This is a genomic window from Anabaena azotica SJ-1 (assembly GCF_047275885.1).
In the GTDB taxonomy this organism is placed as follows: domain Bacteria; phylum Cyanobacteriota; class Cyanobacteriia; order Cyanobacteriales; family Nostocaceae; genus Trichormus_B; species Trichormus_B azotica_A.
The window spans coordinates 4,876,919-4,891,189 of sequence record NZ_CP178454.1; the positions used below are offsets into that span (position 1 = coordinate 4,876,919).

A 14,271-nucleotide genomic window follows, 5' to 3' on the forward strand; every position below is an offset into this window, starting at 1 on the left:
CTGTATAAAATGTTAATAATTTCTGTTTGAATAAAACCATTCTTTGTGTTACTCCATTAAAATCAAAATCGAATCTGCACTACGTCCAAACTCTTCTGGTGCATATTGAAGTTGTGCTTCTGCACCAGGCCAAAGGAAAGTTCCCGGAGTCACGGAACGGACTAAATAATGCAAACTGTAAACTCCTGCTTCCAGATGATCTGCATAGGAAATAATTGTATCTTTATAGATTGTTTTATATCCTAATTGCCAACTATCAGCTTTTGCTTGTAATGCTGGTGTGGCAGTTTGAAAACTCTGATCTATTGCTTCAAATCCTGCGGGTAATGGGTCTTTAATCACCAGATGATCTATAGGATGATCTGTAATGATTTCTAAACCAATATCAAACACTTCTCCTGGTGCTAAAGTCAAAGGTTTATCAAAAGCATACATTCCCGTTTTTTGAATCACTTTTTCTGAATTTACTTTGCTAATTTCTCGCGTCACTCTTAAACCGTTAAATCTGCCTGGTTGAGTTCCTTGCAAGCGATAACTATAAGCAGCTAAATAATGTAAATTACCTTTTCCAGATTTCTGTAAAACCAAATCATGACGACCACGCGGTAATTTATTCATTGCTACATTTACTTGTAAACTCGGATTTTGATAACCATTAAATCTGGTTTCTCCTAATTTTTTACCTGCTAATTTGACAGTGGCGACAAAATTAGGTGGTGTGGGTTGGAGTTGACTATATTCAACCAAAGCTGTTAAGGCTTGGGCGTTATTATAAGTTGTTGTCCATGTACCATTTTGACGTAGATTCAGCAGACTTTGGAAGAGTTTATCAATAATTTCTGGTGGTGTGTTTTGGTCAATAAATAATCGTAATGCTTGGGCTTGGGTGGTTGTCGGTGAATTCATCCAACTCCAACTGCGTGGTAAGTTTACAGTTGCTGTACGTCCAGTTTCATAGATGTTTTTTTGTAACTGAATTCGCATAATTTGCGCTTCATCTTGCCATTCGGGAAACTGGTATAAATATCGTGCTAATTTAATTTGTGTGACTAGATCAAAAGCGTCACGTTGTTGATAGATATCGGAAAGAAAACTATTGCGTTTGTCGCCTAATTGTGCTAAGGCAATTAAAGAGTTAAGTTGCAGTTGGGATTTACAAAGTTTGGATTTACAAAAATCATATTGTCCAGGGTTAGCCAGAACTTTTTGTAAGTAAGTTTTCAGTCGAGATAGGATTTTGTTATCGACTAAATTGGGGTAAGCTTGATTTGCTTTGAATAAGGATTCCGCAGCATAAGCAGAAACCCAAGGATCAGATTTTTCTTGTCCGGGAAAAGCTGCAAAACCACCATCAGCAATTTGTAGTTTTTGCAGTTCTTCTATGGATAGGTTAGCTTGTTTTTGAGGATTAAATTCTGCAAAGGTTTGATTATATTTTTGACTGAGGTTTTGTAAATTTGCAGCAATTAATAATTGACTCGCTGCTGGTTCTGCGAAGGGTAAATCATTATCCGCTAAAACTTGTTTTGCTGGTGCTTTAATTTCGGGAATTAAGGTACTAGCTAATTGAATTTCTAAACCTCCGGTTTCTGGGAAGGTATTTTTATCAACATTGAGGGGAATTTTTACCTGTTTTTCACTAACTCCAGTTTCTACAACTTGTTCTGTAATTTCTAAAGGTTTAATTTCCAAAGGTACTGTAAAAGCGTCAGTGAGATTATTTAACCCAGTTGCAAAGGTAACTTTACTTTCTCCGACGCTTCCTGCAACCATTGGAAAACGATAAGCTTGGGTTGCTGACTCAGCTTGAGTTTGTAGGGTTTTCGTTGTCGGGTTGTTCTCTGCAAATTTGAGAGAACCGCTAAGTTCACCATTAATATTGAGAGTTCCAGTGTTTCCAGTGGTGTTGGTGACGGATAAACCTGCAAAAATGCGATCGCCTGACCGGACAAATTGTGGCAGAATAGCATTAGTTATTAATGGTTTGGTGGTAACAAATGTCTCTTCACCATTCCCAAAACGCAAATTTCCGTCAGTAGCGACAACCATCACCCGCCAAGTGCTTAAATCATCTGGTAATTTAAAAGTAACTGTAGCTTGGCCATTTTCATTACTAATTACAGAACCATTGTAATAAGCTAAAGCTTGAAAATCTTTGCGAATGCGAGTATTTGCTAAAGCACTGGATAAACCACCACCATAACCCCAACCTTTGGGTAACATTGCAGCAGTTTGGCTTAATCTCACATCAGGACGGTTATCGCTAAACCGCGTAGAAATTGGTTGTTCTGCATAAACAGTATCCACCAAATTGGGAGGACGATAACCACTAAGTTGTAACACCGCTTCATTTACCACCATGACAGTAAATTGTCCTGAAGTGGGGTTTCCTTGATGATCTTTTAATTCCAGTTGCAAAGTTTCTTCTTTCCCAGGTTCTAAGGAAGTTTGATTTGGCTTAATTTGCACTTGCAAATATTTATCTGACAAATTAACTTTAAAAGGTGCAAAACCAATCCGCGCTAACTTATCTAAGCTTGCTAAATTTTGTGGTTCTACTTGGTTTATTGGTTTTCCTTGTCTGACTAACACCGCTTCTACAGCAGCATTAGGTAACATCTCTGGTGTAATTGTAAACTGAATTTGGGGCGCACCACCCTTAATTTGACTAACTTGTTGATAGAGAGGTTTATCTTTAATCACCGCAAAATATAATTCACCTTCTGAATAAGGAGATTGAATTAAAGCAGTTGCAATTTCCCCAACTTTGAATTCTTTTTTATTTAACTTAACTTCCAATTTATCTTTTTCATCTCCACCCCAAAAAACTTGATTGTCTCCCGTTACCCAAATTTGTAAATCTGTAGCCGTGATTTCATTTCTACTTCCGCTAAAATTAGCACGAATGCGATATGAACCTGATTCTTTTGCTGTCAAATTTACTGTTTGGGGACTACTAGCAGATGTAGCTTCAGTTTTAGCAACTGTCTGATATTCAATTTGATCTTTGGGAGTTCTGCTACCTTCAACTACTTGAGTAACACTACTATATTTGATCTGTTGTAATTCCAAACTTACTCGTTCATTTTCTAACGGTTTTCCTGTTGCGTCAGTCACCATAAATTCTACAGGGAAAGCCTTTCCAGCATCAGCTACAAAATTACTTTTTAAACCGATAAGTCGGTTACTAGGTAAAGCCGTGAAAGTTTGAGAATTAGCAACCGATAAATTAGAAATATCCGCAACTTGTACGTCTACACGATAAATCATCGGATAGGGTAAATCTTTTGCTACCTTTACCACTTGACTATTTTTACCACCAACATCTAATTGGGTCTTAGTTTGTAAAACATCACTAGAAACATTTGGACTTTCTTCAGGCCAAAACCACTGTCTACCAAAACCAAATTCCTCCCAACCTTTGGGAATAAAATTAGTTTGCTGACGAGTCACAAAATATTTGGCTTCTCCCCCTTCTACTGGTGAACCAAATAAATAATTACTAGTTACATCAGCATTGATTTGATCACCAATTAACGCAAATTCTTTATTTAGCCGTAAATCAACTTTAAAATTCGGTGGTTTAAATTCCGCAACCCGAAATTCACCAGAAATTTCTTGTCCATTTTTACCTTTAGCTTCGATTCTGTAATATCCTAAAGGTTGATTTTTTTGAATTGGTAATTCTAGAGAAAATGTACCAAATTCGTTTGTAGTTTGTGTCCCTAAATCCAACTTATTCCCATTAGGATTTACCAAAGTCAATTTGTAAACTGCATCTTGATCTTGCTGAATTTCCCCTGTTTCTAAATAATCTGCAAAAGCCGTAAATGCAGCTTTTTCACCTGGTTGATATAACTGTCTATCGGAAAAAATTACACCCCGTGATATCGGTTTACCATCATCCCAACCTGCATCAATACCATAACCATAACTACCACTATATTCTTGAGTCCTTGCAAAAGCCCAATCTTTATTTTCACGGACAATTACTAATAATTTTGGCAGTTTTTCATCCTGACTATAACATTGTCGTAATTGATCATTTTCTATTTTCCACATTCCACTTTTATCAGTTTTACCTGTTGCACAGGGTATAGGGTCAGAAACTGATTTCTCCGATAATTTTGATTGATAAATTTCAATATTAGCTGCTTTAACTGGTGAACCATCACTCAAATGATGTACACGAATTAAACCTGATTCTGGAAACCATTGACTAAATACACCTAAATTGGTTAATTGCACCATTCCATAAGTCTTTGCTTCTCTCCATAATTGTTTATTATTTTCTTGATATTTATTAGTTCTTGCTTGCACACCATAAGCTAACATTCCCTGATTATTTTTCAATTTTTCTTTCAGGGGAACAGTTACATTAACTAATTGATTTTTTCTACCCGATACTTTGAAACTTTTCCATGTTTCTGGTTTTGGTAATAAATCATTAGCATTATTTGTATAAACCAAATCCGTAGGTTTAACAACACGATAATCTGCTTGATATTTAGATTCTGGTAAATTGACAGTATTAATATTTAACTGTAAATCTTGATTCGTCGGAAAAATATTTAAATCAGCAGGAACAGAAATATCCCCAGCTAAATCACCAGTATTGTATGTAATTTTCTGTGGTTTACCTAAAGTTTGCCCAAATTTATCTTTGAGATTTTTGTCAATATTAATTGTATAAGTTTTAGCTGGTTCTAAAGCATAGGGATTAATACTCACAATTCTATCTTCATCATAAATTTGCAAGACTCTATCAATGTCTTTGGGTGCTGGATTAATTTTAATATGTGCTTTTGCAGATTCTGGTAATAAGATGTTATTAAATTCTAGCTGAGGACTCCCTTTAACAAATCTCCCATAAGTTCCCCCAGCATCTGGTTCTCCGTAAGCTTTAATTCCTTGAAATGCTAATGGTGAATAAGTCGCTAATTTACTCACAAATTCTTTATTACTGGGTAAATTTCCATCAGCAGGAAGAATACCAGGATAAAAAGTTAAACGATAGGATTTTGCTTTTTCTAGATTTTGACGAGGAGTAATATTATAAATCCAATTCCGTGCCGAAGGGTCAAATTTTTCTAAAGGATCTAAATTTTCTGGTTGTTCTGATTTTGCTAACTCTACCTTAAATCCTACCCCTTGTGTTTTCCCATCAGGGATTAGTTGTAAATGCTGTTCTACCGAACCTAAATCTAACTCTAAATTTGATGTAAATTGTAACTTAGGCTGTAAATCTATCGGTTCAATTTCCGCTTTTTCAATTGGGTTAACACCAGGTAAATTTGTGATTTTAATTGCTTCTGTATCGAAAGTCCAAGCTAAATCTTCTACTAAACGATGATTTTTTAAATCTGCTAGACCCGCTTTAAGAGTAACTTGCACTCGCGTGGCTTTAGGTAAAGCTTTATCAGCTTGAAAACCTACCATACGTGGTGTTAAAAACCGAAACTTACCCGGTAAAGGTGGCCAAATGGCAAATTTAGTTAATAAATTCTGTTGTTCTGGACTATCAAGACTTTCAACGGGAATTAAAGCTTCCTTAAAACGAACACGAACTTGACTAAGAGTATTTGCATCTCCTAAAGGACTAATTTGTTCTATCCAGTCTGGTAACTTTGGTGGTGTAAGTTGTGCCACTGTGGGTAATTTTTCCTTACCTGGGGTGATACCAACAAAATTACAACCGGCTATACCTAATATTAAGATAATGATCAATAGGAATTTTCCTAATTTGCTGTTCATATTGTTAAATAAATAAAAAACTTTAAATTTGTAGGTTGGGTTAAGCAATATTACAACCCAAGAAAATGTACACAATGTTGGGTTTCCTTACGTCAACCCAACCTACAGAAACCAAGCTACTTATATAGATAACCAATCAGGTATGATGTGTTCCCAAAATGAATACAATTCTTAATGATTAAGAAATATTGATTGTTTGCGAAATCTCTTTAACAGCAATTGAAACATAAATCTATGAAACTCAAAACTTTGACTTTCCGCGTCTTTAGGAATCTGCGTCAGATAAAATCTTATTTCCGTTATCTCAATAAATATATTCTGACTGTAATCATTGTCTGTCTAATTGTGCGATTATTGCCCTACTTCGCACCAATTCATAGTCAAGATATTGCCCAACAACAGTTAGCAATGCAATTTACAGATCGTCATGGTTTACCATTAGGAACTATCCTCACTCACGACCAAGAGCATACATCAATTGTACCATTAAATCAAGTTTCACAGCAATTTATTAACGCCATTTTAGCGGCTGAAGATGGCAATTTTTATGCTCATGGTGCTTTAGATTTAAAAGCCATTGTTCGCGCTATCAAAGATGCAGTCGAACAGAAAAAAATTATTTCTGGTGCTTCAACAATTACCATGCAGTTAGCCAGAATGTTGGATAATTCACCACGAACTTTATCTGGAAAATTACATGAAGTTTGGTTATCTTGGCGTTTAACTGCTGGCATGAATAAAAATGAAATTCTTGCTGCTTATATTAATCGTCTGCCCATGGGAGGAAATATTTATGGTGTAGAAGCAGCGGCACAAATTTATTTTTCTACTTCTGCGAGTGATTTAAATCTTGCCCAAGCTTCGCTGTTAGCAGCTATTCCTAATAATCCTAATTATTTTAACCCTTATCAACATTGGGAAAGATTAAAACAAAGGCAGAATTATGTTTTAAATCAAATGATAAAAGATGGATATATTTCTAGTTCAGAAGCTGAACGTATATATAAAGAAAAGGTTGTTTTTCAATCTCGTAAACAGGGAATTGTTGCTGCACCACATTTTTTGTTTTGGTTAGCAAAGCAAAGCACTTCAACCCGCAAGCAAGGAGAGGAACTGGAATCTTTGACTATTCAAACTACGATAAATAGACCTTTACAGGAATTTGTGGAGGCACAGGTACAGCAGGTTATTGCTTCTCTTGCTGATAACAATGTCCATGATGCAGCTGCTGTGGTAATTGACAACTACTCTGGGGAGGTTTTAGCTTATGTCGGTTCCCCTGATTATTTTAATGATGTGAAATTAGGGCGAAATGATGGAGTTCAAGCTTTGCGTCAACCTGGTTCTACGTTGAAGCCGTTTCTTTATGAATTAGCTTTGGAAAAAGGTGTAATTAAACCTAATTCCATTTTGGCTGATGTTCCTTCTCATTATGCAATTCCGGGGGCGAAATTATATAGCCCTAGAGATTATACTAACAGTTTTCTCGGTCCTGTGCGGGTAAGAGTTGCTTTAGCAAATTCCTTAAATGTACCTGCTGTAAAGGTGTTAGAAAAAGTTGGTGTCCAAACTTTCTTAAATCGGTTGCATGAGTTAGGGTTTACTCATCTCAATCAAAGTGCTGAATTTTACGGTTTGGGTTTAACTTTGGGTAGTGGTGAGGTGAGTTTATGGGAACTTGCAAGGGCTTATTTAACTATGGCTAGGTTGGGGAAAAGTACACCATTGGTAACGAGATTAAATCATTCCCCAGTCTCCAGTCCTCAGTTTCCAGTCCCTAATCCCATAAACTGGCAATTAATTATTGATATGTTGAGCGATCGCTATGCCCGTGCAACTGCTTTTGGTGTAGACTCAGTATTAAACTTGCCCTTCCCTGTCGCTGTTAAAACTGGCACTTCCTCAAATTACCGGGATACTTGGACTGTCGGCTTTACCACAGATTATACTGTCGCTACTTGGGTGGGTAATTTCAACGGTGAACTAATGCGTCAAGTATCTGGTGTTACCGGGGCTGCACCTTTATGGAACCGCATCATGTTACATCTGCATGAAAATCAACCACCCGCAGATTTTGCACCACCAAAGGGATTAGTGCAGTTACCCATTTGTGCTAACACAGGGTTAAAGCCTACACCTGATTGTAGTTCAGTAGTGCAGGAATATTTTTCCTTAGAAGATAAACTTGCTTACGAAAATTCTACGGATTTTCATTTATCTCCTGTGTATGATCAATGGTTAGCAAAACAGCCACAAGCAAATTTTTCATCTGATGAATTAAGGATTTTATCTCCCCGTAACGGCGATTTATTTCTGCTTTCCCCCAGTGCAGAAGGACAGCAAAAACTAAAATTTAAAGTCGCTGGTAATTCTCATCAGTCTATAGAGTGGTGGCTAAATGGGAAAAAATTATCTGCACAATCAAATACACAATCAGACAATGAGATATTTTGGCAATTACGCCCTGGAAATTGGACGCTGGAAGCCAGAAGTGGTAAGACTCATCAGCAAATAAAATTTCAAGTCGAAGTAGGAACTATTCAACCAACAAGACAAGGTTTTTCTGTAGCCAATCCCACCATTTCTCCACATTCTGGAAATTGAGGCATTTATCCAAAAAAATAAAATCTTTCTTCCGGAATGTGTCTATCCAAAATTGATGTTATAAATTAGAACTGAAGTTTTTCTCCAAGGTATCGAACCATGACAAACACACAAGAAAACAAATCTGGTAAAAAGACAAAACAGTCTTTTCCTCCTGTTGATATTGGTACTCCTAAAGTGCCAGTCCGCAAAAGCAAAGCCAAAAAGCAAGAACGTGAATCACTCAGTGACTGGGAACACGCTAGTTAATAAAATACAGGTGACAGGTGACAGAAGAGAAATTAACTTAACAGGAAGACAGTACAGACCCAAAAATTGTTAAATTAAGTTAACAGTTAAGACTGTACAATGTGCTTTAGCTTAAGTTAAAAATGAAAGTAGCAATCACGGGAGCAACAGGATTCGTCGGTAGTCGTTTGGTAAAACGGCTGCAAGATGAAGGGAATAGAGTATTAGTGTTAAGCCGGAATACCAATTCTGCCCACAAGGTTTTTCCCTCTCAGGCTTTCCCAAATGTAGAAATTATGGGTTATACACCGGGTGTATCTGGTGCTTGGCAAGATACGATCGCAGGTTGTGATGGTGTGGTAAATTTGGCAGGAGAACCTATTGCTGAGGAACGTTGGACACCAGAACGCAAGCAAGCCATTCTCAACAGCCGCAAACTGGGTACACAAAAAATTGTCGAAGCAATAGCCAAGGCTAACCCTAAACCCACTGTGCTAGTCAACGCTTCAGCTATTGGCTACTATGGAACTAGTGAAACTGCTACTTTTGATGAAAATAGCCCTTCAGGTCAAGATTTTCTAGCCCAAGTTTGTCAAGAGTGGGAAGCAGAAGCACAAAAAGTAACAGATGCTAATGTGCGCTTGGTAATTTTGCGCTTTGGTATTGTTTTGGGTCACGGTGGTGCGCTAGGAAAAATGATTACTCCCTTCAAACTTTTTGCAGGTGGTCCAATTGGTAGTGGTCGGCAATGGTTCTCTTGGATTCACATAGATGATATCGTTAATTTGATTCTGCAAGCTTTAACCAAGCCTAATATGCAAGGCACATATAATGCTACTGCCCCTAATCCTGTGCGGATGGCAGATTTAAGCAATACAATGGGACAGGTGATGAATCGTCCTTCTTGGTTGCCTGTACCTTCCTTTGCCTTAGAAGCGATGTTGGGAGATGGGGCAATTGTGGTTTTAGAGGGTCAAAAAGTTATCCCTCAACGCACTCAAGCGTCAGGTTTTCAGTATCAGTATCCTAATTTACAATCAGCATTGACGCAAATTTTGAATTAATTGGTAATTCTTATCAAACCGCCTTCTTAACACAGTCTCCAGGAGCATCCTCATAACTCCTCTACGCAGATGGAAATTGATTTCCGGGCTGATGATCAAGTTTGGATGCTCCCCAGGCTATTTGGTTTGAATGTCCAATATACTTAATAATAAAGAAGAACGTCTCTGACAGACACCATTATGAACAAACTTTATGGAAGAACTGATCCTAGAGATATTCCCACTTACTCCATTAGTGATGCTGCTAAATACTTACGCATTCCACCAGGGACTATTCGTTCTTGGACAATTGGGCGGTACTACCCAATCTCAAATGGTTCTAACTTCTTCAAACCACTTATTTTAACTAAAGACCTTAAACCCAGATTGCTTTCATTTACCAACCTGGTTGAAATTCATATTCTTAGGGCGATTCGCAAACATCACAAAATTCAACTAGATAAGGTAAGAATGGCTCTTGACTACATTGATGAGCAGTTTCAAGTACCACACCCATTAGCGCGTGAACGATTCCGAACTGATGGAGTTGATCTATTTATTGAGCGGTATGGTTCTCTGATTAATGCCTCACAATGCGGGCAAACAGACATGAAAGATGCTTTTAATGCTCATCTTGAAAGAATTGAACCTGACGACAAGGGACTTGCTATTAAACTTTTTCCCTTTACTCGCTCTCATGAAGAAGATAACCCCCGCATTGTCGTAATTGATCCTCGAATAGCTTTTGGTCGTCTTGTGATTGCTGAGACAGGAATTGCTACCAGCGTTTTGGCAGAACGTTATCAGGCTGGTGAGTCAATTGAGGATCTGGCCTATGATTATGACTGCGATCGCCTTAAGATTGAAGAAGCTATCCGCTGTGAGCTACCTGCTGTTGCATGACCGAACCTCAATCAATTACCTTATAAGTCTTTGGAAAGACAGTCAAATGTTATTACAAGAAATGGATCAGTTTTTATCCTAACTAATTTTTCATAAATTTCTTAGAAACCCAACTGGTAATCCCACTCAAAAGCGCCCCACCCATCAGGATGCCAATAGCTGGGTTAAATACGGGTATCCACAGTTTATGCCATAAATCTAAACCCAAGTTGATTCCTGAAGCATTACCAGCAACGGCTACAGCAAACCAAATAAAACCTAAAATCACCAGGAAAACATCAGCAACTAAAATTAAGTTGAGCCAATTTAATAGTTTATCTTTCATAGATTAATCTGATTTGATTTATGAATTTTTTGGTGAGTCAGGGAATAGGGAATAGGGAATAATGACTTACCCATTACCCATTACCCATTACCCATTACCAATTATTCTTCAAACAGCCATTTTTTAACTTTAGCCAAACTTTTCCAATCGGGTTTTCTGGCTAAACCATCTTCAATGCTGTTTTTAACTTCTTCTTTCCATTCTTCGTTGACAAAAATCAACTGTTGTGCAAAATCAATGTGTTCGCGCAAACCCTTTTGACCGGTTTCCAGCATAGCTAAAGCGAGATTAATTCTGGCTTGTGGGTCTTGGGGGTTTAATTTTACTGCTTTGTTTGCGGCTGTGTAAGCTAATTTGCCTTTGTTGTCTAGTAGATACAACCACGCTAGACAAATCCAAGCTGAACTGGCTTTGGGAGAGCGATCGCACACCTCTTTAAATACAGGGATGAGGCTTTCGGGTGATTCTCCGGCTTTATAGCGTTCTAAACCTGTATCAAACAGTTCTTCAATTGTGATAGTCATTAGTCATTAGTCATTAGTCATTGGTCGTTGGTCATTAGTCAGTGCTAATAGGTGATGGGTAATTGGTCATTGGTAATTGGGATAAATTATTTCCTGTAACCTGTCACCTGTAACCTGTCACCTGTAACCTGTAACCTGTCACCTGTAACCTGTCACTTGTCACCTGTCACCTGTCACCTGTCACCTGTTAACTGACATCTGACCATTGATATATTACACTCCGAAGGATTTGCCGCAACCGCAGGTTTGGGAAGCATTGGGGTTAGTGAATTGAAAACCCCCACCAATCATGGCATTGCTGTAATCGAGCATTAAGCCATAGAGATATAATAAGCTCTTGCGATCGCACACAATTTTGAAGCCATCATAATCAAAAACTTCATCCTGTGGGGTGATCTTACTAATGTCCTCAAAATCCATCATGTAAGACATCCCAGAACAACCACCTTGACGAACTCCCACCCGTAAACATAGGTCTTGGCCTTGACTGGCTTGGAGAGATTTTACCTGGCGTAATGCTGCTTCACTCAACAAAATGCCACGTTCTTGAGTTTGAGTTGCTTGTGTCATCTGCTGTTTCCACTCCTAAATTATTTTAAACAATACCCTGTATATGCTGTTATTAGCTTTGGGGCTGCTCTTTGAATATTTTGTTCTATTCTAACTGCATTGATAGGTATAGACCTAAATTCTCAACACTTTGTCAACAGCAGCTAAGGATTTTTATTCTAGAATTGAGAGGTTCGGTGTATTGAGAGATGGGGTATATTTCCAGTTTCAGCCACAAGCAGTCTGAGCCGCAACCACTCTTAACGTACAGCAGGGAATCCGAATTTTAGCCATTCCCTACAGTTAACTTCTAAATAGATTTTTTTTGATTAACTTACTCTATGACAAGTTTTAATCGCTCTACCAGTCGTCGTTTGAAGAAATTACCCCAAATTCCTTCTATATGGGAGGGCGATCGCCGTCCGTTATTATCATCACAAACTGAAACCAGAGACTCCCAAGAATCCCAGGGAGAATGTATTTTATGGGTGGATGGCTCTCAAGGTATTGTTAGAGCTATGGACATGGTATCTCCAGAACTCGGACCAGAAGCCATAGTTCGCACCTTAATGCGAGCAATTGAGCATCCTCACAGTCCAGCTAAACCAGCTAGACCACAAAGAATTGTAGTCAGAGATAGAGAAATCCAATTTTACCTGCGCGGGGTATTGCAAGATTTGGATATTGCCATTGACTATGTATCAGAACTACCTTTAATTGATGAGCTATTTCGCTCTTTTGCAGATATTATTGATAGCCAAGTTCCCAATTTACCGCCACAGTATGCAGAACTCCTCCACCAGAAGGCTTTTGCTACCTGGGAAGCAGCACCTTGGAATTTTCTGGAAGAACAGCAAATTTTGTCCATAGAAATTAATAAATGGGATGTAGGCACACTCTACGCTTCAGTCATGGGAATGCTGGGGATGGAGTATGGGATTTTGTTGTATCGGTCTGAGGATTCTCTTAAGCGTTTTCGCGCAGATGTGTTACAGGATGATGAAGAATCAAATAAAGGCTTAGAAGAGGCTTTTCTCAAGCAAGACTGCTTATTTCTGACCTTTGAGCAAGTTGACGAAGATGAAGACGAAGATGAAGATTTAGCAGAATTACCGTTATCGGAAATTGAACCCACCTTTGGGAATATTCATCCCTTGGAAGGACTGCGATCGGTTTTGTATGAAGATGAAGCTTTAGTAATGTTTGTGGCTTTGGAAAGTTTGCTTCGCTTTATCCGAGATTACCGTCATCAGATATATGAAGAAGACTTCCCTGCTATCAACCGTCGTTATCGGATTTCTGTACCAAATGCAGATGAAGCCACCAAATCAGTATCTGTGACTGTCTCCACTATGCCCGAATTAGCAGCAGAGTTGGAAGAAATGGCAGGTTTTGATATCTCCGATGAAGATGAGTTTGATACTACAGAGTTTCGGTCTTTGCGAGATGACCTCATCCCTGAAGATTCTTTTCTCAGTTTGGGTGTAATTTCTTGGGAAATGTTGAAGTCGCTACGTCAGGAAGTGAATTACCACACAGAACAGGAAATTGAGGAAGTTGGTGATGGTTTACCCGTGATTTTAATTCAAACTTCCCGTCCCAAGGCCAAAACTGTCATTGAAAATATTCAGGATGCTGGTGGATTAAACGCTATTTGCTTTAATCCAGGTGCAAATCCCTTGGATGGTGAAAAATACGATTTAGGGCTATTACAAACTGAAAATGGCGAACTGTTCATATTTGGAGAATTTTTAGATAATGACCCCATCCATTTAGAAGCCAGAAAAAAATGGACTCAGCGGTGTCAAAATACCAATGGTTATTGCGGTGTGATTATCGCTAAGGGATTAACGGGAGCTTCACGTGGTAATCCACAGTTAAAAGATATGATGGCTCTGTTTGAAGCGCGATCGCTTTCTCCTCAAGATTTAGGTCTTGGTACACTCCAACTTATGCCTCAACTAGAATTTGAGTAACCAGGCAAGTTGCTTGTTATTAACATGGAGAATATTAAAAATTTTCCCTCTGATTTGTTGTGAATTCCCTGAATCGTAGTAGTTTTGTAGTCTATGTAATTACCACAGAGTAATATCTATCACTACATCAATACTTTAGATTTATCTGTGGATTTCTACAATTACATTAGAGGGTTTCTTGCTGCATAATTTTTTTAAAGAGAGTAATGTTAATCAAAAAAATGATTGCCACAAAAACAATCCTGTATGCGATGAGCAGTGAATTCTGTATATTGCATCCAGATGAATACCCATAATGAGGAGTAAAGCATAGACATCCAGATGCAAGGAACGTAAAGAAAATTTACTTGAAGTAAATGAGAGAC

The 14,271-nt window shown here is 38.1% G+C and carries 9 protein-coding genes; 5 read left to right on the forward strand and 4 right to left on the reverse strand.

The window, feature by feature from the left end:
* Positions 1–48 precede the first annotated feature (48 nt).
* Positions 49–5,754: an MG2 domain-containing protein gene (locus ACLLO5_RS21220; RefSeq protein WP_413172477.1), complete on the reverse strand. Its 5,706-nt coding sequence runs from the start codon at positions 5,752–5,754 to the stop codon at positions 49–51.
* Positions 5,755–5,988: 234 nt separating this feature from the next.
* Here ACLLO5_RS21220 and pbpC point away from each other — a divergent pair, with 234 nt between their 5' ends.
* The 4 genes from pbpC to ACLLO5_RS21240 all read left to right on the forward strand — a co-directional run bounded on the left by pbpC (position 5,989) and on the right by ACLLO5_RS21240 (position 10,532).
* Positions 5,989–8,358 carry a penicillin-binding protein 1C gene (gene pbpC / locus ACLLO5_RS21225; protein ID WP_413172478.1) on the forward strand — a complete coding sequence of 790 codons (2,370 nt, stop codon included), beginning with the start codon at positions 5,989–5,991 and terminating at the stop codon, positions 8,356–8,358.
* 99 nt (positions 8,359–8,457) lie between these two features.
* Complete coding sequence (locus ACLLO5_RS21230) at positions 8,458–8,607, forward strand: hypothetical protein (protein ID WP_413172479.1); 150 nt, start codon at positions 8,458–8,460, stop codon at positions 8,605–8,607.
* Between the two features lie 122 nt (positions 8,608–8,729).
* Positions 8,730–9,650 (forward strand): TIGR01777 family oxidoreductase, encoded by a 921-nt coding sequence (locus ACLLO5_RS21235; RefSeq protein ID WP_413172480.1) that lies wholly within the window; start codon positions 8,730–8,732, stop codon positions 9,648–9,650.
* A 180-nt stretch (positions 9,651–9,830) separates the two neighbouring features.
* Positions 9,831–10,532 carry a DUF433 domain-containing protein gene (locus tag ACLLO5_RS21240; protein ID WP_413172481.1) on the forward strand — a complete coding sequence of 234 codons (702 nt, stop codon included), beginning with the start codon at positions 9,831–9,833 and terminating at the stop codon, positions 10,530–10,532.
* An 82-nt stretch (positions 10,533–10,614) separates the two neighbouring features.
* On the opposite strand, the gene ACLLO5_RS21245 is transcribed toward ACLLO5_RS21240, so the two are convergent.
* From ACLLO5_RS21245 to ACLLO5_RS21255, 3 genes are all read right to left on the reverse strand, one after another.
* Complete coding sequence (locus ACLLO5_RS21245) at positions 10,615–10,857, reverse strand: hypothetical protein (RefSeq protein WP_413172482.1); 243 nt, start codon at positions 10,855–10,857, stop codon at positions 10,615–10,617.
* 101 nt (positions 10,858–10,958) lie between these two features.
* Entirely contained in the window at positions 10,959–11,381 is a 423-nt protein-coding gene (locus ACLLO5_RS21250; RefSeq protein ID WP_413172483.1) for a tetratricopeptide repeat protein, read from the reverse strand.
* Positions 11,382–11,594: 213 nt separating this feature from the next.
* Positions 11,595–11,951 (reverse strand): iron-sulfur cluster assembly accessory protein, encoded by a 357-nt coding sequence (locus ACLLO5_RS21255; RefSeq protein WP_413172484.1) that lies wholly within the window; start codon positions 11,949–11,951, stop codon positions 11,595–11,597.
* 320 nt (positions 11,952–12,271) lie between these two features.
* Here ACLLO5_RS21255 and ACLLO5_RS21260 point away from each other — a divergent pair, with 320 nt between their 5' ends.
* A complete protein-coding gene (locus ACLLO5_RS21260; protein ID WP_413172485.1) occupies positions 12,272–13,906 on the forward strand; it encodes a DUF6930 domain-containing protein in 1,635 nt (544 codons plus the stop codon).
* Positions 13,907–14,271: the final 365 nt, after the last annotated feature.